We start from the raw sequence: 23,786 nt of genomic DNA, 5'->3' as shown, positions 1-23,786 counted from the left end.
AACGCAATGGTGGAAAAACAGGTGGAAGTAAAATTGAAGACTGGTTTACAGGCTCGCCCTGCGGCTTTGTTCGTACAGGAAGCAAACAGGTTCTCATCTGATATTTTTCTTGAGAAAGACGGAAAAAAGGTAAACGCGAAAAGCATCATGGGATTGATGAGCCTTGCCGTAAGTGCTGGAGCATCTGTGAACCTGATTGCTGAAGGCAATGATGAAGAAGAAGCTGTGGAAAAGCTGGCTGAATATATCCAGAAAGAGAATTAATTTTTTTAAAAAAATATAGCCCATTAAAAAACTCGCTTCTGGAAACCAGGAGCGAGTTTTCATTCAGCTTATTTATCTTTCTTTTCTTCAAGTACGTTGCGGGTGATGATCTGGTCAACAAGACCATATTCCTTCGCACGCTCAGCTGTCATGAAGTTGTCACGGTCAGTATCTTTCGCGATGACTTCAAGCGGCTGGCCAGTGCGCTCTGAAAGGATAGTATTCAGCTTTTCACGAAGGAAAAGAATGCGCTTCGCAGCGATTTCGATTTCTGTCGCCTGTCCCTGAGCACCGCCGAGTGGCTGGTGAATCATGACTTCTGCGTTAGGAAGAGCATAACGCTTGCCTTTTGTACCAGCAGCGAGCAGGAATGCACCCATTGAAGCAGCCATACCGATACAAATTGTTTGTACATTCGGTCTGATGAACTGCATGGTATCGTAGATTGCCATGCCAGCGGTGATGCTGCCGCCCGGGCTATTGATGTAGATGGAGATGTCTTTTTCCGGATTTTCAGCTTCCAGGAAAAGCAGCTGGGCTACGATTGAGTTGGCAACATTGTCATCGATTGCGCTTCCCAGCATAATGATGCGATCCTTTAAAAGGCGGGAATAAATATCATATGCCCTTTCGCCCCGATTCGTTTGTTCAATAACTGTAGGAATCAAGTTCATGTTTGTTTTCCTCCTTTAACGTAAAGATCTTTTTACTGCACTTTTTAAAAGCGGTTGCTGCCATAAAAGGGCAATGTACTTTCTTCTAAAAAGGCAAATTGCAGGCTGGCATAAACTGGTTCGCTTGCCAGAACACCTATGTAGTTTTATGATACACGCATGGTCAATAAAGGTCAAACGAATCGCTTGATTAGCCTGCAGAAACTGTTCGACAATAATGTATATTCCAATTTACTGTACCGTATCCATCTTACCCAAGAAAGTCTTTTTTAAACAAGAGGAACGCCTGACATCCCAAAAAATCCTCCTTGCAAAGCGAATAAACTTACCCTATAATAGGTAAGCGTAACGCTAACTTGAAACTTGCCCTCGTGGTGCAACGGATAGCACGTAAGATTCCGGTTCTTAAAATGGGGGTTCGATTCCCTCCGAGGGCGTCATTAAAATCCCGCTGAGCTTTTATATAGCTCGGCGGGATTTTTTTATTTTGCGCTGCAATAACATGTGAATCTTCCTACTTCATTCAAATTAATGAATACGGCTAGGAGCATTCACCTAAACAAGCTTACCCTTTCTTTCATAGAGTAATAGAGAGGTGCATAAAAACCTCTAATAATTTATGAAAGGAAGATGTAAATGCCACATTTTAATTTATTGCAGCAATTTCCGGAAGGCTGTTTTGAGCCGGTACCCATTGATGGCTTCGTTGTGACATTGGTTGATGTTGAGCGGTTTGGGAGCGGTTATCGCTGGATTTACCGAATTGACAACATTGATGCTCCTAACGCTTTAAGTGACTGGGTCTTGGCAATTGATTTACCGTGTCAGGATTTCATCGGCGATGCGTTTATCACTCCAGTATTTCCTTCTGAGGAATTGCCTCCAGAGCTTGTTTTGTATGGGGATGTTGGAACTGATGAACCCGCTCCTGACCCATGTCCTGATGATGCACCATGCAGCGCTGGTGAGGTTGTGCGCGGTTTTAAATTTGATAACTTGGGAACAGGCACCCAAGGAGAATTGGATCCTGGCGAGTCCCAGTTATTTGCCTTCGTCTTCAACCAGCCGCCGATTGCCACAGAAGCTTGTGCGGCGTTAAAGTTTGGTGATAACGAGGCTTGCGGATTGATTTGCGTTCCAGACTGTATTGAATGCCCAGATGCTTGCGAATGCGGTGAAGATACTTTTAACTGTGTTTTTGAATTTCCAGAAACTTGCTTTACCTTACCAGATGATGTGACTGTCGATGATGTATTAAGCGGCTTTTGTATTGGAGAGGTAAGTGATGTAGCGACGGAAGTTTGCCAAGGTGTTGCTGAAGTTTTTGTTTGTGGGGAGACATTGATTTGCTGTACCGATGTTCAAAGATATTTCCGTACAGCAACCTTCCAAGTCCAATTGAACCTGCCTAAAGTGGGAGATTGTGGAGGTCCAGTTTTTGAATGCTGCTTCCAGGAAGTCACAGTAACACAAAATTGCTTTACATGTATCGGTGACCCTGCTCCTGTGTTCCCGGAACTAACATGCGACAATGTCAGCATTGAAATCAATTCAATAACAGAAAATCCACAAACAGGAGATGTGACAGTTAACTACACTATTGTTCTGCCTGAATGCACAGAAGGATCGCCAACACCAGCAGTACAGCAACAAGCTACTCTGCGCAATACTCAATCTTCCAACAAACCAGCTGTAAACAATTCTATTCGACGCAGAAGATATAATTTGTGAGAAATGCAGCGGAAGCTTTGAGAAGACGGTAAATTTGCTGCTGAAAACCTCTTGCTGAAAACGGCGAGAGGTTTTTTATTCATACCAAATTCTTTCCATACACCAAAGCCTGTTTATCATGTAAAATGAGTGCAGGGGTGATTGGATGGATTTGAAAGCTGGATTATGGCAAAAGCAGACATTAAAATTGGCGATGACTCAGGAACTGACCCAGGCGATTGCACTTTTGCAATACTCCGCACAGGAGCTTGCCGCGTTTCTTGAAGCTAAATCAATGGAAAATCCCCTGATGCAAGTGGACTTTAAAAACATCTCCCATTTTGATGCCAATATGGATCGAACTCGAAAAACGAGGAAGAAGACGTTCGAGCGGGACCAGAAGAACTTGATCGAACAAATTGGCGAGGGGACGAGTGATACCCTTGAAGACTATCTCCTATCCCAATTAAACTTGTTAAAAGCAACACCTGAAGAGAAATTGATTTTACATGAATTGATTGAAAACATAGATGAAAACGGTTACTTGAATCTGCAAAGAGAAAACCTTGTTAAAAGGTTTTGTGTGGATGAAGAAATTGTCGATTGTGCTTTTTTTAAGCTTCAGTCCCTTGATCCGGCCGGAATCGGGGCCAATGACCTCAGGGAATGCCTTCTGCTTCAATTGACAAGGCGGAAGCGCACACCTGAAAATGAACTGGCAATAACGATTATCCGTGACCATTTCATGCTATTTGCTGAAAAAAAGTGGAAGGCACTAGCGAAGATGCTGAATATCGATGTAAAAGAAATTCAAAAAGTCCATGACGATATCCAGCAGCTTAACCCGAAACCGGGTGCTGCGTTCCAGCGAGAGAAACCTGCCTACATTGTCCCTGACGTAGTCGTCAAACGTGAAGGTGACGAACTCTCAGTGAGTGTGTTCGATGCGCTGATTCCCAAGATTTCTTTTAATGAAGGATATTTCCGGCAGCTATCTGGACATAAGGATCCGGAAGTGAACAAATTCCTCCAGGAAAAGCAGGGGGACTACCAATGGATTCAGCGCAGCCTGGTGCAAAGGAAGGAAACGCTCTTGAAAGTATCGATGAAAATTATCGAGAAACAGCAGGATTTCTTTTTGATCGGACCTTCGCATCTGAATCCAATGACGATGAGGGAGGTTGCCGAAGAGCTAGAAATCCATGAATCAACAGTAAGCCGAACGGTCCGGGAAAAGTATATGCAGACACCTGCCGGCACATACGAATTGAAATCATTTTTTACAAGTGCAGTCCAGACAACAGAGAACGACCAGGCTTCATCCCAAAAAGTAAAAGCAGCAATAGAGCATTATATAAAAGAAGAAGATAAAAAGAAGCCTGTTTCAGATCAGAAACTGGTAGAGATGCTAGAGGAACAAGAAGGAATGGTCGTATCCCGGAGAACCGTCGCCAAATACCGCGACCAGCTGGGTATACCATCATCTTCAAAGCGGAAGAGATTCGATTAATGCTCTGATGATCAAGTGTTTTATATATTTATTTTTCTGACGCTGTAAATTGATTGTTTGAACGAAAATCATTACTGATAAGTTGATTGGAACGGAAGGTGCGAGACTCCTCCGAAAATGCTAACGCATTTTCCTCGTGCGTGGGCAGGTTCGGAGAAGCTCAATCAATGTCCTGCGGGATCAGCGGGACAGGTGAGACCCCGCAGGCGCTTTAGCGCTGAGGAGGCTCACCGCACGCCCCGCGGAAAGCGAAGCATCCTGGAGTGGAAATCAACTTATTAGCATTACAAAGCATACGAAAAGCATTTTAAAGTTTAGTCGAAGGAGTTCAATATGAAGAAAACAGTCAAACTATACTCCCGTCCGCGCTGCCATTTGTGCGAAACAGCGCGTGAAATCCTGGAAGAACTTAAGCAAGATTGGAATATTAAAATAGAAGAGATCAATATCGACCTTGACGACGAGCTTGTGGAGAAGTATGGAATCATGATTCCTGTAGTGGAATTGGACGGGGAAGAACTTCAATACGGTATTGTGAACAAAAAGTTCATAAGTGAAGCGTTTTCACGAAAAAACCTTGAGTTTATAAGTTGATTAAGGTTTTCACTCCTGTTAGAATGAAATCTGTAGCAGGGGTGATTTTTTTTACCGCGAGCGGGACATAATATGTCTTAGCGGGACATTTTTAGTCCAATGCTGGAAAAGGAGAATATCAACATGGACTTTTCGCTCATTGATATTCAAAAAAGAATATTGCCCGATTTATTGCAAGTTATGCAAAAACGATACCTCATCCTCCAGTACATAAACGTGATGCAGCCGGTTGGCAGGAGAAACCTTTCAGTAAGCCTGAATTTGACTGAACGGGTTTTGCGTTCTGAGGTGGAATTTTTGAAAGACCAGAATCTAATCTCGATGTCGGGTCAGGGAATGACAATGACCCAAGAGGGAAAAGATATACTGGAAAGTCTTGATAGTGTAATGCGAGACATTATGGGTATAGACAGACTAGAGCGCCAGCTTCAGGAACGCATGGGAATCAGGAAAGTGATTGTTGTCCCAGGGGACAGCGACCAGTCACCGTGGGTAAAAAGTGAGCTCGGACGCGCGACAGCACATAGTATGAAAAATCTTCTTCAAAGCAAAAATATAATTGCTGTGACCGGAGGATCGACTATGGCGGCTGTGGCAGAAATGTTGACACCCGATGATTTCGGCGAGAAGGAATTGCTGTTCGTGCCGGCAAGGGGCGGAATTGGCGAGGACGTCAAGAATCAGGCAAACACAATTTGCGCGATCATGGCGGACAACACGAATTCACGAAACAGGGTCTTTTATGTGCCCGACCAGGTCAGCAGCGAAGTCTATAAAACCTTCATCAAAGAACCGCTGATTTATGAGGTTTGGAATTTAGTAAAATCAGCAAGCATGGTTTTACATGGTATTGGAGACGCTATTACAATGGCAGAACGTCGCAATACCAGCCAGGAGGATTTACAAAAGATCCTCAAAGGAAAAGCAGTTGGCGAGGCTTTTGGCTACTATTTCAACGAAGCCGGGGAAATCGTCCACAAAGTGCTGACGATCGGTCTTCAAATGGACGATCTCAAAAATATAGGGGATGTCATTGCAGTCGCCGGCGGAGCGTCAAAGGCAAAGGCAATCAGAGCCTATATGAAGCAGGCACCTTCCTCAACGATCCTGATTACGGACGAAGGAGCCGCTAAAACATTGTTACAAGGGTAACACCTTAATATAAACAACACCTTTATAGGAATCAAAGGAGGAAATACTCATGGCAGTAAAAGTTGGTATTAACGGATTTGGAAGAATTGGACGCGTTGTTTTCCGCGCGGCATTGAAGAACCCTAATGTGGAAGTAGTAGCAGTTAACGATTTAACTGATGCAAACATGCTTGCACACCTTTTAAAATATGATACAGTTCACGGAACATTGAACGAAGAAATCACAGTTGACGGTGACTACCTTGTAGTTGACGGCCACAAAGTGAAAGTACTTGCTGAAAGAGATCCTGCACAACTTGGCTGGGGCGACCTAGGTGTAGAAGTAGTTGTAGAATCTACTGGACGTTTCACTAAGCGCGCAGACGCTGCGAAGCACCTTGAAGCAGGAGCAAAGAAAGTTATCATCTCTGCACCAGCATCTGACGAAGATATCACAATCGTTATGGGTGTTAACGATGACAAGTACGATGCAGCTAACCACCACGTAATCTCAAATGCATCATGTACTACAAACTGCCTGGCTCCATTTGCAAAAGTATTGAACGACAACTTCGGAATCAAGCGCGGTATGATGACAACAGTTCACTCTTACACAAATGACCAGCAAATTCTTGACCTTCCGCACAAAGACTACCGTCGTGCACGTGCAGCTGCGGAAAACATCATTCCTACAACAACTGGTGCTGCAAAAGCAGTTTCTCTAGTATTGCCTGAGCTTAAAGGCAAATTGAACGGTGGAGCTATGCGTGTTCCAACTCCAAACGTTTCACTTGTTGACCTTGTTGCTGAGCTTGAAAAAGACGTAACAGTTGAAGAAATCAATGCTGCATTCAAAAAGGCTTCTGAAAACGAACTTAAAGGCATCCTTGGATACAGCGAAGAGCCACTAGTATCTAGCGACTACAATGGCTGTGCAAACTCTTCTACAATCGATGCACTTTCAACAATGGTTATGGAAGGCAGCATGGTAAAAGTAATCTCTTGGTATGACAACGAGTCTGGTTACTCTAACCGTGTAGTTGACCTTGTTGATTTCATCGCTAAAAAAGGTCTGTAAGCAAATATTGGATTAACCATCCATTAACGACTATAATGTAGTGGGATGAAAAGGGGAGCGGGGTAAATTCCCTCTCCTCTTTTTCTGCTTAATCGCGCAATTGCGCTATTCTAAAGGAGGTCTCTAGCCTTGAACAAAAAGACAGTAAAAGATGTGGATGTAAAAGGAAAACGAGTTTTTTGCCGCGTTGATTTCAACGTGCCGATGAAGAATGGACAGGTAACGGATGAAACAAGAATCCGTGCAGCGCTGCCGACAATCCAGTACCTGGTTGATCAGGGTGCGAAAGTCCTTCTTGCAAGCCACCTTGGCCGTCCAAAAGGGCAGGCTGTTGAAGAACTGCGTTTGACTCCAGTGGCAAAGCGTTTGTCTGAGCTGCTTGGCAAGGATGTAAAGAAAACAGACGAAGCGTACGGTGAGTCTGTGAAATCCGAAATCGACAGCATGAACGAAGGCGATGTCCTGCTTCTTGAGAATGTCCGCTTCTATCCTGGCGAAGAGAAAAACGATCCTGAACTAGCTAAAGCATTTGCTGAGCTGGCTGATGTTTATGTAAATGACGCATTTGGTGCAGCACACCGTGCGCATGCTTCAACAGAAGGCATTGCTAAGTACATTCCTGCGGTATCAGGCTTCCTCATGGAAAAAGAGCTTGATGTACTTGGAAAAGCTTTATCAAATCCTGAACGCCCATTCACAGCTATCATCGGCGGCGCGAAGGTTAAAGATAAGATTGGCGTAATTGACAATCTATTGGAACAAGTAGACAACCTGATTATCGGCGGCGGACTTGCTTATACTTTCGTAAAAGCACAGGGCCACGAAGTAGGTAAATCTCTTTTAGAAGAAGATAAAATAGACCTGGCTAAGAGCTTCATGGAAAAAGCAAAAGCGAAGGGTGTAAACTTCTACATGCCTGTAGATGCCATCGTTGCTGATGATTTTTCTGCTGATGCGAATACAAAGGTTGTTGGTATTGAAGAAATTCCTGCAGATTGGGAAGCTCTTGATATCGGGCCTAAAACAGCTGAAACTTATCGCGATGTCATTCAAAAGTCTAAATTGGTCATCTGGAATGGACCGATGGGCGTATTTGAAATTGACAAGTTCGCACAAGGTACAAAAGCTGTTGCACAAGCTTTAGCCGATGCTAATGATACATATTCGGTGATCGGCGGAGGAGACTCTGCAGCAGCTGTTGAAAAATTCGGCCTAGCTGAAAAAATGAGCCACATCTCCACAGGCGGCGGTGCTTCCCTCGAATTCATGGAAGGCAAACAGCTGCCAGGCGTCGTTGCATTGAACGATAAGTAAGATTTGAATTAAAGATTAGCAAGACGGTGCAGGCAGCAGTGTAAGGGTGCGGATCCTGACCGCTGTTGTCCTAGCCGCTCAAGCAAAGATAAAATAGTTTAGCCCAACATCCAGTGGGAACTTTTTTAATAAAGCATTACAAAGCTGTGAAAAATAGCAATCTTGAAAGGAAGTGTCAGCATGCGAAAACCTATCATTGCAGGTAACTGGAAAATGCATAAAACGCTGCCTGAAGCAAAGGATTTTATCGAAAAAGTAAGCGGACTTGTTCCATCAACGGACAAGGTTGAATCTGTTGTATGTGCTCCGGCTTTGTTCCTTGGACAGCTTGTCGAGCTAACACAGAATTCAGACGTTGAAATCGGCGCGCAAAACATGCACTTTGAAGAAAGCGGTGCTTTTACAGGCGAAGTCAGCCCGAAAGCATTGCAGGACATCGGTGCGAAGTACGTGATCATCGGTCACTCTGAACGCCGTGAAATGTTCAATGAAACAGATGACACAGTTAATAAAAAGACTTTGTCTGCATTCAAATACAACTTAACTCCGATCGTCTGCTGCGGTGAAACACTCGAGCAGCGTGAAAACGGCGAAACAAACGAGTTTGTTGGCGGACAAATCAAAGCTGCACTTAATGGCCTGACAGATGAGCAAGTGAAGCAAACGGTCATCGCTTATGAACCTATCTGGGCGATTGGAACAGGTAAATCTTCTACAGCAGAAGATGCAAACGAAACTTGCGCGCACATCCGTAAAGTGGTTGCAGAGCAATTTTCACCAGAAGTGGCTGAAGCGGTCCGCATTCAGTATGGCGGCAGCGTGAAGCCGGCTAACATCAAGGAATACATGTCACAGCCTGACATCGACGGCGCATTGGTCGGCGGAGCAAGCCTTGAGACAGATTCCTTCTTGCAGCTATTGGAGGCAGGTTCCAATGAGTAAACAGTCACCAACAGCTTTGATCATTCTGGATGGCTTCGCTTTGCGTGGCGAACGGATGGGAAATGCCGTTGCCCAGGCGAAAAAGCCAAATTTTGACCGCTACTGGAACCACTATCCGCACGCGCAGCTAATTGCGAGCGGAGAAGCGGTCGGCCTGCCAGAAGGCCAAATGGGTAACTCTGAGGTTGGACACCTGAACATTGGTGCTGGCCGCATTGTTTACCAGAGCCTTACACGCGTGAACATTTCAATTCGTGAAGGCGAGTTCGAAAAAAATGAAACCTTCCTTGCAGCAATCAAGCATGCAAAGGAAAAAGGCACTGCCCTTCACTTGATGGGCTTGCTGTCTGACGGAGGCGTGCACAGCCATATTGAGCACATGTTTGCTCTATTGAAGCTTGCTGCCAGCGAAGGTCTGGAAAAGGTATACGTACATGGTTTCCTTGACGGACGCGATGTCGGACCGAAGACGGCACCAGGTTATATCGAACAAACATTAGAAAAAATGAACGAAATCGGTGTCGGTGAATTTGCGACGATTTCTGGGCGATACTATTCTATGGACCGCGATAAGCGCTGGGAGCGTGTGGAGAAATCCTACCGTTCAATGGTGTACGGTGACGGACCTACGTATTCGAACCCTATGGAATTGATCGAAGATAACTATAATAACGGGATCTTTGATGAATTCGTTGTCCCATCTGTGCTTGTGCGCCCGGATGGTTCACCGGTTGCGACGGTCCAGAACGACGATGCTGTGATTTTCTACAACTTCCGTCCTGACCGCGCAATCCAGATTTCTAACACTTTTACAAATAAAGATTTCCGTTCGTTCGATCGAGGCGAAGGTCATCCTGAAAACCTTCACTTCGTGTGCTTGACGCATTTCAGTGAAACAGTTGACGGTTACGTGGCTTTCGAACCATCAAACCTTGATAACACTGTTGGTGAAGTGATTTCACAGGCTGGCATGACTCAGCTTCGCATTGCTGAAACGGAAAAATATCCGCACGTAACGTTCTTCATGAGCGGCGGACGTGAGCAGGAGTTCCCTGGTGAAAAGCGGATCCTGATCAACTCGCCAAAGGTTGCTACATATGACTTGCAGCCTGAGATGAGCGCTAATGAAGTGACAGATGCATTGATCAAGGAAATTGAAGCAGATAACTTCGATGCGATTCTTTTGAACTTTGCAAACCCTGATATGGTTGGACACTCAGGCATGCTTGAGCCGACGATCCAGGCGATTGAAACTGTTGACGAGTGTCTGGGGCGCATCGTTGACCTGATTGTTTCAAAAGGCGGTACTGCGATCATCACTGCTGACCACGGAAATGCAGATGAGGTCGTGACACTTGAAGGAAACCCGATGACTGCCCATACGACAAACCCGGTGCCTGTCATTGTGACGAAAGAAGGCGCAGAGCTTCGTGAAGACGGAATCCTCGGCGACCTGGCTCCAACTATATTAGAATTACTAGGACTGGATAAGCCAGCAGAAATGACAGGAACATCATTAATTAAAAAATAAGGAGAGATTACTATGCCATTCATTACAGACGTATACGCACGTGAAGTTTTAGATTCCCGCGGTAACCCAACAGTTGAGGTAGAAGTTTTCACTGAATCAGGAGCATTCGGACGCGCAATCGTCCCAAGTGGTGCATCTACTGGTGAGCACGAAGCAGTTGAACTTCGTGACGGCGACAAAGGCCGCTACCTTGGAAAAGGTGTTTTAAAAGCAGTTGACAACGTAAACGAAATTATCGCTCCATTCTTGATTGGCGAAGAGTTCAATGTTCTTGACCAGAACGGAATCGACATGGCGCTAATCGAATTAGATGGAACAGAAAACAAAGGCAAGCTTGGTGCTAACGCAATCCTTGGCGTGTCCATGGCTGTTGCACACGCTGCTGCAGACTACCTTGACCTTCCTTTATACCAATACCTTGGCGGATTCAACTCCAAGCAGCTTCCAGTTCCAATGATGAACATCGTTAACGGCGGCGAGCATGCTGATAACAACGTTGACATCCAGGAATTCATGGTAATGCCTGTTGGCGCTGAAAACTTCCGTGAAGCACTTCGTATGGGTGCGGAAATTTTCCACAGCCTGAAGTCTGTACTTAAAGAAAAAGGCTTGAACACAGCTGTAGGTGACGAAGGCGGATTCGCTCCAAACCTAGGTTCAAACGAAGAAGCACTTCAAACAATCGTAACGGCTATCGAAAAAGCAGGCTACAAGCCAGGCGAGCAAATCATGCTGGCTATGGACGCTGCATCTTCTGAGTTCTTCAACAAAGAAGACGGCAAGTACCACCTTTCTGGAGAAGGCGTAGTGAAGACTTCTGCAGAAATGGTTGACTGGTACGAAGAAATGGCTTCTAAATACCCAATCATCTCAATCGAAGACGGTTTGGATGAAAACGACTGGGAAGGCCACAAGCTGTTGACAGAGCGCCTTGGCGGAAAAGTTCAGCTTGTTGGTGACGACCTGTTCGTTACAAACACTAAGAAGCTTGCTCAAGGAATCGAGCAGGGAATCAGTAACTCTATCCTGATCAAAGTAAACCAAATCGGTACTTTGACAGAAACTTTCGACGCAATCGAAATGGCACAGCGCGCAGGCTACACAGCTGTAATCTCTCACCGCTCTGGAGAAACAGAAGATTCAACAATCGCTGACATTGCTGTTGCAACAAACGCTGGCCAAATCAAGACTGGTGCACCATCACGTACAGACCGCGTAGCGAAGTACAACCAGCTTCTTCGCATCGAAGACCAGCTTGGCGAAACAGCTCGCTTCAACGGAATCAAATCTTTCTACAACCTTAAGAAGTAATATTGCGAGGAAGAATCGCTATTGTTGCGAGGAAATCCGTTAGATCAGGACGCCGGTGGCATGACGATGCTGCCGGTGTTTTTTTGTGGATTGAGGGACATTATGAGTGCTGAGTATTTTAAATTGGCTAATAAGAGAGATATAAGGGACATCTCCGGAGGATGAGCTACACAAGATGTCTAATAAGCGAGGTTTAATGGACATTTTAAGAGGATGAGCTATTATAAATGTCTAATAAGCGAGGTTTAATGGACATTTCAAGAGGATGAGCTACTCAAAATGTCAATGATTAGAAAGGTATCTTATTTCCACAGTATCCCGCAATAGATCCCCCCTTCTACTAGTAAAAATAGGCAACCCTCCAGATATGAAATAAACTGGTCGAAAATCCACAATACTAACTTAAAACTCAACTAAGATGGGAGCAGGTAGTTATGAAAAAGTTTCTCGTCGCCGCAATCTTACTCACTTTCTCCACACCCTCAATCGGCTCGGAAGCCGCTGTAGCTAAAGCGGTGGAAAACTCCGATGAAACAACATCAACATTAAAAAAATCCGATATTAAGGAAGAGGCGCCTTCCTCATTGAAAAGAGCGAAATTTGAAAAGACAGGCCACGTTTTCTGGGATATCCCGGTAGAAGAGAAGCTTGTGGCGTTTACATTTGATGACGGACCTGATCCTACCTATACTCCCCAAATCCTTGACACCTTGAAAAAATACAAGGCCAAGGCGACTTTTTTCGTGATTGGCGAGGAGGCGGAAAGATACCCGGAAATCGTTAAACGGCAGGCAGCAGAAGGGCATGAAATCGGGAATCACACCTACAGGCACCGCTTCCGGGACGGCTATTCTCCAGCGATGCTCAAAAAGGAACTGGATAAGAACGCCGAGGTCATTCAAGGCCTGACTGGAAACAAACCCTCCCTGTTCCGGCCGATTGCAGGCTATTATGATAAGGAAATTGTCGATACCGCAATTGAAGGCGGCTACAATGTCATCCTCTGGTCATGGCATCAGGAGACTCGTGACTGGAGCAGGCCTGGTGCGGCAAAGATCACGCAAAATGTCATATCCGATACTCGGCCAGGAGACGTGATTATTTTCCATGATGCTGGGGGAGACCGTTCGCAAACCGTGAAGGCGGTGGAAGACATTCTGGAGATTTTATACAAGAACGGTTATCAATGCACCACCGGTTTCGGACCTGCTGTACAGATCAAATGCGCTGCTTCCCGCACCATTGCATTAAAAGTCATGGAAATCAAAGTACCTGCCCAATAAAATTCAGAACAATTCGGACAAGTATTGTTTCATTCCTGAAAATGTGATAAATTTAAAATACTGTTAGCAGTTTTATCGGGAGGTACGTCATGCATACATTATTAACTGTTCTTTTAGTGATTGTCAGCCTTGGGTTGATTGGAGTTGTTCTTCTTCAATCAGGCAAGAGTGCTGGTCTGTCCGGTGCGATTTCTGGCGGCGCTGAGCAATTGTTCGGTAAGCAAAAGGCAAGAGGCCTTGACCTTGTCTTGCACCGTGTTACAATCGTGTTGTCTGTTTTATTCTTTGTCTTGACTATTGCCGTTACTTATTTCGAACTATAATACACACAATGACCCGGCTTCAATAGAGGCCGGGTTTTATTGTGTTTACATAAGCGAAATCCTCACATATTTCTGGTGAATATGGGTATTTACATATTTAAAGGCTTTTAATTGAATGTTACAAGCAGGTTTGTTAAAACTAAGTAAGATATCTGATAGAGGGAGTAGGAAAATGAGAAAGTTAGTGCCAAGACCTTTTACATTTAAAGCTGGAAAAAGAGCGGTATTGCTGCTGCATGGTTTTACCGGCAATTCTGCGGACGTCAGGATGCTGGGACGTTTTTTAGAAGGAAAAGGGTATACCAGCCATGCGCCTGTTTTTAAAGGACATGGAGTCCCGCCGGAAGAACTGATACATACTGGGCCTGAGGATTGGTGGCAGGATGCGCTTGATGGCTATGAATTCCTGAAAAACGAAGGCTACGAAGAGATTGCTGTTGCTGGTTTATCTCTGGGTGGTGTACTATCGCTGAAACTCGGATATACCAAGCCACTCATGGGAATCGTGCCAATGTGCGCACCGATGCATCTTAAGACGGAAGAATTAATGTACCGCGGTGTGCTCGAGTATGCGCGCGAGTATAAGAGGATGGAAGGCAAACCTGAGGAGCAAATCGAGGCGGAAGTAAAAGAGCTTGAACAGAAATCGATGGCCACTCTGAAAGACCTCCAGGAGTTAATAAAAGAAGTCCGAGGAAGCATCGACCTGATTTATACCCCGACGTTTGTTGTCCAGGCGCGAAATGACATCATCATTGACCCTGACAGTGCGAATATCATCCATGACAACATCGAGTCTGAACATAAAAAGTTGAAGTGGTATGAAGAATCAGGGCATGTCATCACTCTTGATAAAGAACGTGATCAGCTCCATGAAGATGTTTTCGAGTTTCTCGAGTCATTAAATTGGAAAGAATAAAAACATATAAAAAAATTTATTGTGTTGTTTTTTACACCATGAGTTGACAAGATTACGAAAATAGCCCAATAAAGGAGGGATTTATTAATGGATGAGAATATTAAAGGCCATATAGACAGGCTATTGCATTATATGAAGGATGAAGCTTACAAACCTCTTACAGTTCAAGAATTGGAAAGCGCCTTTGGAATCGAGGACTCCTCGACATTCAAGGATTTTGTTAAAGCGTTAGTGGTTATGGAGGAAAAGGGGCTAGTCGTCAGGACTCGAAGTGATAGGTACGGACTCCCTGAAAAAATGAATCTCGTACGCGGACGCTACAGTGCCCATGCCAAGGGGTTTGCGTTTGTCATCACTGAGGAACAGGGCATGGATGATGTCTTCATTCCGCCGAATGAAACGAGCAATGCGATGAACGGTGACACAGTCCTTGTGCGAGTCTCATCGGACAGCTCTGGACAGCGCCGCGAAGGGACAGTTGTGCGCATTCTCGAACGTGGTGTATCGCAAATTGTAGGTACCTACACCGAAAGCAAGCACTTCGGTTTTGTGATTCCAGATGATAAAAAGTTCACAAGTGACATCTTCATACCGAAAGAGGCAGGGATGGGTGCAGTCGAAGGGCATAAGGTCGTCGTAAAATTGACGAGCTATCCTGAGGGACGCAAAAGTGCTGAGGGAGAGGTTACCGCGATTCTCGGCCATAAAAATGACCCTGGCGTCGATATCCTATCGGTCATTCACAAGCACGGACTGCCAATGGAGTTCCCGGATGAAGTTCTCAAGCAGGCGAATAATGCGCCTGACCAGATTAATGAGAGTGAGATTGCGAACCGCCGCGACCTGCGTGATGAAGTCATCGTCACAATTGACGGCGCCGATGCAAAGGACCTTGACGATGCTGTTCAGGTCACAAGACTTGAAAACGGCAATTATAAACTTGGTGTCCATATCGCAGATGTTACGTACTATGTAACCGAGGACTCACCGATTGACCGCGAAGCAGAAGAACGTGCAACGAGTGTGTATCTGGTTGACCGGGTAATTCCGATGATTCCGCACAGACTATCAAACGGAATCTGCTCATTGAATCCGAAAGTCGACCGACTGACGCTATCGTGTAATATGGAGATTTCTCCTGACGGCCAGGTCGTAGATCATGAAATCTATCAGAGTGTCATCAAGACGACTGAGCGAATGACATATTTTGATGTGAACAGGATTCTCGTTGATCAAGACGAAGAAACGCGCTCACGTTACGATTCTCTTGTTCCAATGTTTGAGATGATGGAAGAGCTGGCCGCTATCCTTCGTAAAAAAAGGATGGAAAGAGGCGCCATCGATTTTGATTTTAAAGAATCAAAGGTACTGGTTGATGAAGAAGGCCAACCAACGGATGTTGTTCTGCGAGAGCGTTCTGTCGCTGAAAAGCTGATCGAGGAATTCATGCTGGCGGCGAACGAAACGGTCGCTGAGCATTTCCACTGGCTGGATGTGCCATTCATCTATCGTATTCACGAAGATCCAAAAGAGGATAAGCTGAGAAAATTCTTTGATTTCATCACAAACTTCGGATACCTTGTCAGAGGATCCGCAAACGGAGTACACCCAAGAGCACTTCAGGAAATCATCGAGGAAGTCCAGGGCAAGCCGGAGGAAATGGTCGTTTCAACGGTCATGCTCCGTTCGATGCAACAGGCGAAATACTATCCTGAAAGCCTCGGACACTTCGGGCTTTCAACAGAGTTCTACACGCACTTTACATCACCAATCCGCCGTTATCCTGACTTGATTGTCCACCGCTTGATCAGAACCTACTTGATCGAGGGCAAGCTTGACCAGGCAACGAAGGAAAAATGGAATGCAATGCTGCCGGATATCGCCGAGCATTCATCCAATATGGAACGCCGCGCTGTCGAAGCCGAACGTGAAACCGATGAACTTAAGAAAGCGGAATACATGGAAGACAAGGTTGGTGTGGAATACGACGGCATCATCAGCTCTGTTACGAACTTTGGGATGTTTGTCGAGCTTCCTAACACAATCGAAGGCCTGGTACATGTCAGCTACATGACAGATGATTATTACCGTTATGATGAACGCCATCTGGCGATGATTGGCGAGCGAACAGGCAATGTCTTCCGGATTGGGGATGAAATTACCGTCCGAGTCATCAAGGTGAACAAAGATGAGCGCTCGATTGATTTTGAAATCGTCGGCATGAAGGGCACGCCAAGACGTGAGCGTCCGGCCCAGCCAAAAATCTTCAAAACCGGCAGCAGCGACAAAAAGCCGCGCCGAGGTAAAGAAGAAGAAGGCAAGCGAGGCAGCAGAGGTTCCGAAAGTGGTAGAGGATCAGGAGGAGGCAGAAATGGCTCCGGTTCCGGTTCAGGCTCTGGATCAAAACCGAAGAACAAGAAGAAGAAATTCTTCGAGAATGCCCCGGCCGCAAAACGTAAATCAAAAAAGAGAAAATAGGCAATTGAAAAAGAGAGCTCCTGCTGAAGGGGCTCTCTGTTGCCCTCTATTGCCGGCAGCGCTTGTCGGGGCTGACCAAGACGCTTGCGCTTTTCGTATTGTCTAGCTCCAGCGCCTAGCCCCTCGAGTCGCTTCGGTCCGCCAAATGAAGTCAAAGAACGACTTCTTTGGTCGGCCCTCCAGCGCTTGTCGGGGCTGATCAAGGCGCTTGCGCTTTTCGTTGTGGGAGAAGGGGATATTTGCTAAAATGAGAGAAATAGAAGGGGGAAGTTTTTATGCCAAAAGGTGAGGGAAAGGTCGTCGCACAGAATAAAAAAGCGAACCACGACTATTTCATCGAAGAAACATATGAAGCCGGAGTGGTCCTTCAGGGAACAGAGATCAAATCGATCCGCAACGGACGCGTCCAGCTAAAAGATTCCTACGCAAAAGTCCATAATGGTGAGTTATTCTTATATAACCTGCACATCAGCCCGTATGAACAGGGGAACCGTTATAACCATGATCCGCTGCGCACAAGGAAGTTATTGCTTCACAAACGGCAAATCGCTCAATTGATCGGTGAAACGAAGGAAGCAGGATATGCGCTTGTGCCGTTGAAGATTTATCTGAAGAACGGATTCGCAAAGGTTTTAATCGGTCTTGGTAAGGGTAAAAAGAACTATGACAAGCGTGAAACTCTTAAGAAGAAGGAAGCAGGTCGTGATATTGAGCGTGCATTCCGCGAACGCCAGAAAATGTAAGCTTGTCAGCTGAGGAAGAGTGTACCAGTTGAAAAAAGTACTCAGTGTGTTATAATAATAACTGTCACCACGAGTGACAACATAACTTAATGCTCGGCTTTCCGAGTTCTCCTAACGTCTGTATCATGGATACAGCAACCTTTTATATGGGGACGTTACGGATTCGACAGGGGTAGTTTGAGCTTAGGTGGCGAGTCGAGGGGATCGGCCTCGTAAAAACGTCAACGCCTATAACTGGCAAACAAAACAACAACTTCGCTTTCGCAGCTTAATACTGCATAGCGGTTCGCCCCTCCATCGCCCATGTGGTAGGGTAGCGGACTCACTCTAAGTGGGCTACGCCGGATTCCACCGCCTGAGGATGAAGGAAGAGAACAACCAGGCTAGCTGGCCGGCCGCCTGTCGGTAGGCAAAAGGACCAGCGAATCGCCAATATGCCGACTACACTCGTAGAAGCTTAAGTGCCAATATCTTTGGACGTGGGTTCGATTAGTAATTAGTCGCCTTGTGTGGCAACACGCAAGTGAAAATCCGGCTTTATCGGTGAAACCTAAGTCGCGAATAGCGATAGGGCAATGCCGAGTGGTATGTGGAGCAATCCAACAGCCATGTATCGACTTATAGGCTGCCAACCTGGCAGTACTAGGATGCGTGATCTATTCGGGAGTCCGGATAAAACTACATCTCGCATAATACGCCGGAGGACCTGTAAATGCAGGTTCAAGATATAGTCAGTGCCATGACGAAAGCATGGAATAGCACGTCCCACCGTCTCCACCAATACATATGTTGGTGGATTTTTATTTTGACTTTAAAACATCAGCTTTCTAGCTGATGTTTTTATTTTGGATTTTATTTACGATTGATCAAGGTTACAGCTCCAGCGCCTAGCCCTTCGAGTCGCTTGTCCAGTGTCACCTCCTAGAAACTCCGAAACTTCTACTCCGCTGGCAGAAGCAAAAAGCGCTTCTTTGTCGGAGTCTCCAGTTTCTGCGTTTCTGGGCAGTCGGCTATACATTTCGATTTCAGTCCTGCCAATGAAGTCAAAGAGCGACTTCATTGGCAGGGCCTCAGAGGCACACGATGTGCTAGACCCGCCAGCCACAGGACGTGGCGTTATCGGCGGGCAGCGCTTGTCGGGGCTGACCAAGGCGCTTGCGCTTTTTGTTCATCGATGACGGGCACCCGCTTCACGAAGCTTCAATATATTAGTACATAACATCTTTGAATTGGGGTTTGGTATATGGCGATCAGAAGAGCAACTCTGGAAGAGACGAACCATCTTATTCAGCTGTCCGGGAAAGTGATGAAGGAAAGCTCGATGGGCTATGCTGAAAATAATGCTCAGAATGCGTATAACCTTTTTATGTCCGTCATTCAAAATGGAGGCTATTTTCTCATCGATATAGAACAACGCAGACTGAGGGGATGGATTCTCCTGGTTACAGATTTGAATACTATGAAAGGCCAGGTCGTGGGAAATTTGCTCAGTGTATATGTTTACCCAAAGTACAGAAAATCGGGTGTCGCCCGGGAACTTGCGGTAGCGGCGATTAATGAGTTTAAGGCGTTTGGGATAAAGACAATCCAGCTTAATGTGTTCAATGGAAATCCCTCCAGGATACTTTGTGAAAGTTTAGGGTTTGAACCTGTCTCGACTGTAATGGAATTGAATATCCCATAATCCATTGGACATCTGTTCATGCGATTGATTTCACCTCTTGTTCCATCATTGCAGTTTTATTAGCAATGGTTTTGGGATACTGCATGCGTTGGGCCCAGACAAAGTAGGCAAAACATGCATAAACATGGAGAAGAGGAGGTTTTTAAAGATGCATCCATATGGAAATGGTTTTCGACGAAATGATTATAGATTTGGCACTGGTTTTGGCTGGTTGCCGTTTTTGGGCGGTTTAGCGGGTGGCTTCCTTGGCGGTGCTTTGGCCGCTCCCCGTCCATTGCCGCCACCACCTTTCGGATATCCTGGAGCAGGCTTTCCTGGAGGAGGTTACTTCCCTCCTGGCGGTTATCCTGGAGCAGGCTTCGGCGGTTATCCGGGTGGCAATATAGGCGGCTATCCAGGTGGTTATGGCGGCTACCCAGGAGTGGGGGCAGCAGGCTATCCTGGTTCGGCTGGTACCGGCTACCCAATGGCGCCTGGCGGGGGTGGATACCAGGAAAATGGTTATCCATTCTACGGAAATTCAGGTTTAGATTCGTTCGGCTCTGGATATCCGGAAAATGCTAATAAAGCTCTTTCTAAATTTTAGCTTGTGAAAAAGGCCTCAATTGGAGGTCTTTTTTCATGGCTATTTTCGCGTTATTTGTTTCTTTTTGTAGTATACCTGCACTTTCCGTGATATTTCTGGACAGGCTATCCCTCTACTTCCGCTCTTCTTTAAATAAACCAAGCAATTCGGCAGAAAAGCTTGAATAGATATAGGCATGACGATAAAAAGCAAGAAAAAGTCAGGAGTGGGGATATGCCTGCAATCAATGGAACTCAGTTGAAAGAAAGAATCAGGGATTTGAAAAGCAATTTCTGGTTTGATGGGCAGAAAATCACCGGAGACATCTTAGAACATCCTGCCTTTAAGGGAGTGATTAATAGCAAGGCCCGCTTGTATGATTTTCAGCTGGAAGAGGAAAATTTGCCGCTGATGACCTATAAATCGCCGACAACTGGAAACAGGGTTGGCCGGTCTTTTCATCCTCCCGCCAGAAAAGAAGATCTGGAACTCAGGAGGCTTGCTGCCGGGGAATGGGCAAAGCTGACAGGCGGAATGATGGGGAGGACCCCTGATTACATGAATACAGCCTTAATGGCTCTTGGTGCTACAGCACATGTTTTTGAAGGGAAAAATAAATTAGGCAGGAATGTGAGGGATCTTTATGAAAAGGCAAGAGAGAATGACCTTACATTCTCTCATACGTATGTCACCCCGCAGGTGAATCGTTCACTCGCGTATTTTGAAAATAAGGAGCAGCCTATTTCTGCGCGGGTTATCATGGAGACATCTGACGGGATTTTTATTAAGGGTGCCAGGTTGTTGGCTACACAAGGCGGCATTACAGATGAGCTGATGGTTTTGCCGGCCGGCGGGAAATTCATCGAGGAGGATTATGTATACGCTTTTTCAATTCCGAGCAATACAGAAAATGTAAAGTTTGTCTGCCGGGAATCCTTTGTCTATAATGAATCCCATTTTGACCATCCGCTCGGGTCACGGTTTGAGGAAATGGATACGATCGTGATTTTCGATAACACCTTTGTGCCATGGGAAAGGGTATTTTTATATAAGGATCTTAATGCAGCCATGAATCTCTACAACGAAACGGATTTTTATACCTTCCTGGTTCATCAGACATTATCAAGGCAGCTAACAAAATCAAGGCTGTTCCTGGGAACTGCCCAATTAATCACGGAAACGATCGGGATTGGCGAATATCAGCATGTAAAAGAAAAAATCAGTGAAATTATATGTGGTGTGGAAATCATGAAAGGGCTGCTTTTATCCTCGGAAATGCAGGCGAGGGAAAATAGTTCCGGCTTGATGGTACCAGATGCCAGCTCTCTTACTGTTGCGAGTCTGATGTTTCCAAAGCTTTATCCAAGATTCGTAGAAATCCTTCAGTTGCTGGGAGCCAGCGGAACCATCACCATTCCGACAAGCAATGATTTTAACTCCGATCTAAGAAGTGACCTGGACTTATATCTCCAGGGAGCAGAGACGGAAGCGAAGGAAAGAGTCCGATTGTTCAGATTGGTATGGGATATGTGCTCAAGTGCTTTTGCAGGAAGGGAAACGATTTACGAGCGATTCTTTTTCGGTGATCCGGCCCGGATTTCAGTGGGCCTGTATAATCAGTATGACAAGAAATCAGCGGTGGATTTGGTGAATGATTTATTGAAAAGTTGAAAGGGAGAAAAATGATTAAGCCCGGAGATCATCTCTGGGCTTTTTGCTGTCTTTTGGTCCAGAAAGCAATTAAGGTTCCGTATCTAGTTATGCTGATTTTCCCGATTCATCTGCCTGGCAACCCAGAACGGGAAATACAAAATCACAAAGGTGATCAGCGCAATAACCTCCAGGGAAAGGATATACCATGGCCACGGTCCGAGATAGTCAATAATGGATGGATTGACCGGCTTTTCGGAAATGTACATATAGTTTCCTTCAATCAAAAAGTTGACGATGAAGACGATGAGTGTATAGACGTTCAACCAGAGAAATGCTTTCCAGATGGATTTCCCGGTCGGTCTGTATCCTGCAACAAACACCATGAACAGGTTGGCAATCACTGTTCCGCCATGTGAAATGAAGAAATGGACATAGCGGTAGTGAGGGAAAGTATACAGGCTGATGTCAGGCGTGATCATTGCCTGCATTGCGCTGCCGACACCGACAAAATAGGTGAATTCAAATAATCTATAACTTTTAGTTAAAAGTAAAATGGCAGAGAGGATGAGTGAGATACTGCTCAGGTGAAGGGGCAGCGAATATTGATAGCTCCAATGGCCGCTCCACCATAGCCAAGCCTGCAGGCTAATTTCAGAAATAATCAGAACTAGAAATAATCCAACCCGTGCAATACGATTGATACTGGGATTTCTTAACGGTTTTCGGAACAAGAAGAGCAACATGATCAAAAGCAGGAAAGCTCCAAGTGTATATAGATGAACACTAGAAAATAACTGAAAGACATCTTCTGTACCCGGCACAAAAAGCTCTCTCATATGCTCTCCTCCAATCATTAAATAGTTCAATTTTTCCAGTTCACACTCTTACTTTAACATATTCTCTGCTGGCGTATATATGGTTAGAAAAACACTCTAATAAATTTTGTATATGAAAATATGTATTTCATCAGTAAAATAAAGGTAATGAAAAATGAATCTGGGCAGCTAGTTGGTGCTGCCTTGTTTCGAGTTCTTCATGATTAAAACAGCTGATGCTTGAGAGGGTTTGCTATGAAAGTATTGATTTTTTCCTTAAAAAGAATCTTGATCGCCGTTCCTAGTTTGCTGCTGACCTCAATGGTTGTCTTCTTTTTGTTCATGATGATGCCTGGGGTGATGGGGACTGATTATGAACTTACTATTCTATGGATGGAATATAAAAAGTGGATTGGCAGTTTTCTGACGGGCGATCTTGGAATGTCGTCGTATTATCGTGTGCCAGTTTCGCTGATTCTTCGGGAAAAAATGACCAATACCCTTGTTCTCGGAATTGTATCCTTGCTGATTACCTATGTGTTGTCTTTTTTCATGGGAAGGTACGCTGGCCGGAACCCTAATACACTGGGGGACAGGCTGATCAGCGGGTTGAATTATACTGGACTTTCCCTGCCGTTGATTGTTGTTTCTGTTTACTCGATCTATTTCTTTTCGTTCGAGCTGAACTGGTTTCCCTCCAATGGCTCGGTCGATATCACTGTGCCTGAAGGGACATGGGAATACTGGCTGGACAGGATCCATCATCTCATTTTGCCGGCAACTGTATTGGGAATTGTCGGGACAGCTACATACACACAATTTTTGAGAGATGATATCGTCGAAAACAGCCGAAAGGAATTTGTCAGAACGGCAAAATCCATTGGTGTTTCGGATAAGAGGATTTATAATGTCCACATTTTAAAAAATTCCCTGATTCCAATCGTCACTTTTCTGGGAATAGATTTAGTCAATATCGTGAATGGAGCAATCATTGTGGAAACGATTTTTACTTATCCAGGAATCGGCCAGCTGTTCATCAAGTCGATAAACATGCGGGACCATGCGATGGTGATGAATCTGACGATGATGTTCTCCACCATCATGATTATTGGGAACATGATTGCCGATATCCTCTATGGTGTGGTGGACCCGCGTATTAAGCTAGAGTAGCTCATCCAAATGGGTGAGTTTCTTTGTAATAAAACTCCTAGTTTTAAAACTTTCGTTTATAGAAGGATATCTGTTATGATTATATTGAAATAGA

Annotated in this window: 22 protein-coding genes, 1 tRNA gene and 1 other RNA gene; 21 read left to right on the top strand and 3 right to left on the bottom strand. The window is 45.2% G+C overall.

Annotated features, from left to right (window positions below; all coding sequences use genetic code 11):
- The first annotated feature begins 6 nt into the window (after window positions 1–6).
- Complete coding sequence (locus J7E32_RS11195) at window positions 7–264, top strand: HPr family phosphocarrier protein (protein WP_041967465.1); 258 nt, start codon at window positions 7–9, stop codon at window positions 262–264.
- 68 nt (window positions 265–332) lie between these two features.
- Here J7E32_RS11195 and clpP read toward each other — a convergent pair whose 3' ends face one another.
- Window positions 333–938, bottom strand: a complete 606-nt coding sequence (gene clpP / locus J7E32_RS11190; RefSeq protein WP_214907271.1) for an ATP-dependent Clp endopeptidase proteolytic subunit ClpP — start codon at window positions 936–938, stop codon at window positions 333–335.
- A gap of 365 nt (window positions 939–1,303) precedes the next feature.
- On the opposite strand from clpP, the gene J7E32_RS11185 reads away from it, so the two are divergent.
- The 16 genes from J7E32_RS11185 to ssrA all read left to right on the top strand — a co-directional run bounded on the left by J7E32_RS11185 (window position 1,304) and on the right by ssrA (window position 18,297).
- Window positions 1,304–1,375: transfer RNA gene (locus J7E32_RS11185), tRNA-Arg, on the top strand.
- A gap of 199 nt (window positions 1,376–1,574) precedes the next feature.
- The gene (locus tag J7E32_RS11180; protein WP_214907269.1) at window positions 1,575–2,669 is read left to right on the top strand and encodes a hypothetical protein; all 1,095 of its coding nucleotides are present in this window, start codon (window positions 1,575–1,577) and stop codon (window positions 2,667–2,669) included.
- A 145-nt stretch (window positions 2,670–2,814) separates the two neighbouring features.
- Window positions 2,815–4,158: an RNA polymerase factor sigma-54 gene (gene rpoN, locus J7E32_RS11175; RefSeq protein ID WP_214907267.1), complete on the top strand. Its 1,344-nt coding sequence runs from the start codon at window positions 2,815–2,817 to the stop codon at window positions 4,156–4,158.
- Window positions 4,159–4,491: 333 nt separating this feature from the next.
- A complete protein-coding gene (locus J7E32_RS11170) occupies window positions 4,492–4,752 on the top strand; it encodes a glutaredoxin family protein (protein ID WP_214907266.1) in 261 nt (86 codons plus the stop codon).
- Between the two features lie 123 nt (window positions 4,753–4,875).
- Window positions 4,876–5,904 carry a sugar-binding transcriptional regulator gene (locus tag J7E32_RS11165; RefSeq protein WP_214907265.1) on the top strand — a complete coding sequence of 343 codons (1,029 nt, stop codon included), beginning with the start codon at window positions 4,876–4,878 and terminating at the stop codon, window positions 5,902–5,904.
- 49 nt (window positions 5,905–5,953) lie between these two features.
- Window positions 5,954–6,961 (top strand): type I glyceraldehyde-3-phosphate dehydrogenase, encoded by a 1,008-nt coding sequence (gene gap / locus J7E32_RS11160; RefSeq protein ID WP_079506865.1) that lies wholly within the window; start codon window positions 5,954–5,956, stop codon window positions 6,959–6,961.
- A gap of 129 nt (window positions 6,962–7,090) precedes the next feature.
- Window positions 7,091–8,275, top strand: a complete 1,185-nt coding sequence (locus J7E32_RS11155; protein WP_214907264.1) for a phosphoglycerate kinase — start codon at window positions 7,091–7,093, stop codon at window positions 8,273–8,275.
- A gap of 180 nt (window positions 8,276–8,455) precedes the next feature.
- Window positions 8,456–9,217 carry a triose-phosphate isomerase gene (gene tpiA, locus J7E32_RS11150; protein ID WP_214907263.1) on the top strand — a complete coding sequence of 254 codons (762 nt, stop codon included), beginning with the start codon at window positions 8,456–8,458 and terminating at the stop codon, window positions 9,215–9,217.
- Window positions 9,210–10,748, top strand: a complete 1,539-nt coding sequence (gene gpmI / locus J7E32_RS11145; RefSeq protein ID WP_214907262.1) for a 2,3-bisphosphoglycerate-independent phosphoglycerate mutase — start codon at window positions 9,210–9,212, stop codon at window positions 10,746–10,748. Before tpiA ends, gpmI begins: the two co-directional genes overlap by 8 nt.
- Before the next feature lie 12 nt (window positions 10,749–10,760).
- Window positions 10,761–12,059: a phosphopyruvate hydratase gene (eno, locus tag J7E32_RS11140; protein ID WP_214907261.1), complete on the top strand. Its 1,299-nt coding sequence runs from the start codon at window positions 10,761–10,763 to the stop codon at window positions 12,057–12,059.
- 434 nt (window positions 12,060–12,493) lie between these two features.
- The gene (locus J7E32_RS11135) at window positions 12,494–13,342 is read left to right on the top strand and encodes a polysaccharide deacetylase family protein (RefSeq protein ID WP_214907259.1); all 849 of its coding nucleotides are present in this window, start codon (window positions 12,494–12,496) and stop codon (window positions 13,340–13,342) included.
- 89 nt (window positions 13,343–13,431) lie between these two features.
- Window positions 13,432–13,665, top strand: a complete 234-nt coding sequence (gene secG, locus J7E32_RS11130; protein WP_214907258.1) for a preprotein translocase subunit SecG — start codon at window positions 13,432–13,434, stop codon at window positions 13,663–13,665.
- A gap of 172 nt (window positions 13,666–13,837) precedes the next feature.
- Window positions 13,838–14,584 carry an alpha/beta hydrolase gene (locus tag J7E32_RS11125; RefSeq protein WP_214907256.1) on the top strand — a complete coding sequence of 249 codons (747 nt, stop codon included), beginning with the start codon at window positions 13,838–13,840 and terminating at the stop codon, window positions 14,582–14,584.
- An 87-nt stretch (window positions 14,585–14,671) separates the two neighbouring features.
- Window positions 14,672–17,062 (top strand): ribonuclease R, encoded by a 2,391-nt coding sequence (rnr, locus tag J7E32_RS11120; RefSeq protein WP_214907254.1) that lies wholly within the window; start codon window positions 14,672–14,674, stop codon window positions 17,060–17,062.
- A gap of 275 nt (window positions 17,063–17,337) precedes the next feature.
- Complete coding sequence (gene smpB, locus J7E32_RS11115; RefSeq protein ID WP_214907252.1) at window positions 17,338–17,805, top strand: SsrA-binding protein SmpB; 468 nt, start codon at window positions 17,338–17,340, stop codon at window positions 17,803–17,805.
- Window positions 17,806–17,961: 156 nt separating this feature from the next.
- Window positions 17,962–18,297, top strand: a transfer-messenger RNA (tmRNA) gene (ssrA, locus tag J7E32_RS11110).
- A gap of 364 nt (window positions 18,298–18,661) precedes the next feature.
- On the opposite strand, the gene J7E32_RS11105 is transcribed toward ssrA, so the two are convergent.
- Entirely contained in the window at window positions 18,662–18,865 is a 204-nt protein-coding gene (locus tag J7E32_RS11105) for a hypothetical protein (protein ID WP_214907250.1), read from the bottom strand.
- Between the two features lie 183 nt (window positions 18,866–19,048).
- Here J7E32_RS11105 and J7E32_RS11100 point away from each other — a divergent pair, with 183 nt between their 5' ends.
- From J7E32_RS11100 to hpaB, 3 genes are all read left to right on the top strand, one after another.
- On the top strand, window positions 19,049–19,489 hold the full coding sequence (locus J7E32_RS11100; protein WP_214907248.1) for a GNAT family N-acetyltransferase: 441 nt from the start codon (window positions 19,049–19,051) through the stop codon (window positions 19,487–19,489).
- A 148-nt stretch (window positions 19,490–19,637) separates the two neighbouring features.
- Window positions 19,638–20,075, top strand: a complete 438-nt coding sequence (locus J7E32_RS11095; RefSeq protein WP_214907534.1) for a hypothetical protein — start codon at window positions 19,638–19,640, stop codon at window positions 20,073–20,075.
- Between the two features lie 213 nt (window positions 20,076–20,288).
- Window positions 20,289–21,725: a 4-hydroxyphenylacetate 3-monooxygenase, oxygenase component gene (gene hpaB / locus J7E32_RS11090; RefSeq protein WP_214907247.1), complete on the top strand. Its 1,437-nt coding sequence runs from the start codon at window positions 20,289–20,291 to the stop codon at window positions 21,723–21,725.
- An 83-nt stretch (window positions 21,726–21,808) separates the two neighbouring features.
- Here the strand turns inward: hpaB and J7E32_RS11085 are convergent, their stop codons facing one another.
- Window positions 21,809–22,543, bottom strand: a complete 735-nt coding sequence (locus tag J7E32_RS11085; RefSeq protein WP_214907245.1) for a YwaF family protein — start codon at window positions 22,541–22,543, stop codon at window positions 21,809–21,811.
- 234 nt (window positions 22,544–22,777) lie between these two features.
- Between J7E32_RS11085 and J7E32_RS11080 the strand changes: the two genes are divergently transcribed.
- The gene (locus J7E32_RS11080) at window positions 22,778–23,692 is read left to right on the top strand and encodes an ABC transporter permease (RefSeq protein ID WP_214907243.1); all 915 of its coding nucleotides are present in this window, start codon (window positions 22,778–22,780) and stop codon (window positions 23,690–23,692) included.
- Window positions 23,693–23,786 lie beyond the last annotated feature (94 nt).

The sequence above is a fragment of the Bacillus sp. ISL-55 genome, assembly GCF_018613155.1.
GTDB lineage: Bacteria > Bacillota > Bacilli > Bacillales > Cytobacillaceae > Mesobacillus.
Note: the sequence above shows the minus strand (reverse complement) of the source record. Positions and strands in the feature narration are given on the sequence as shown.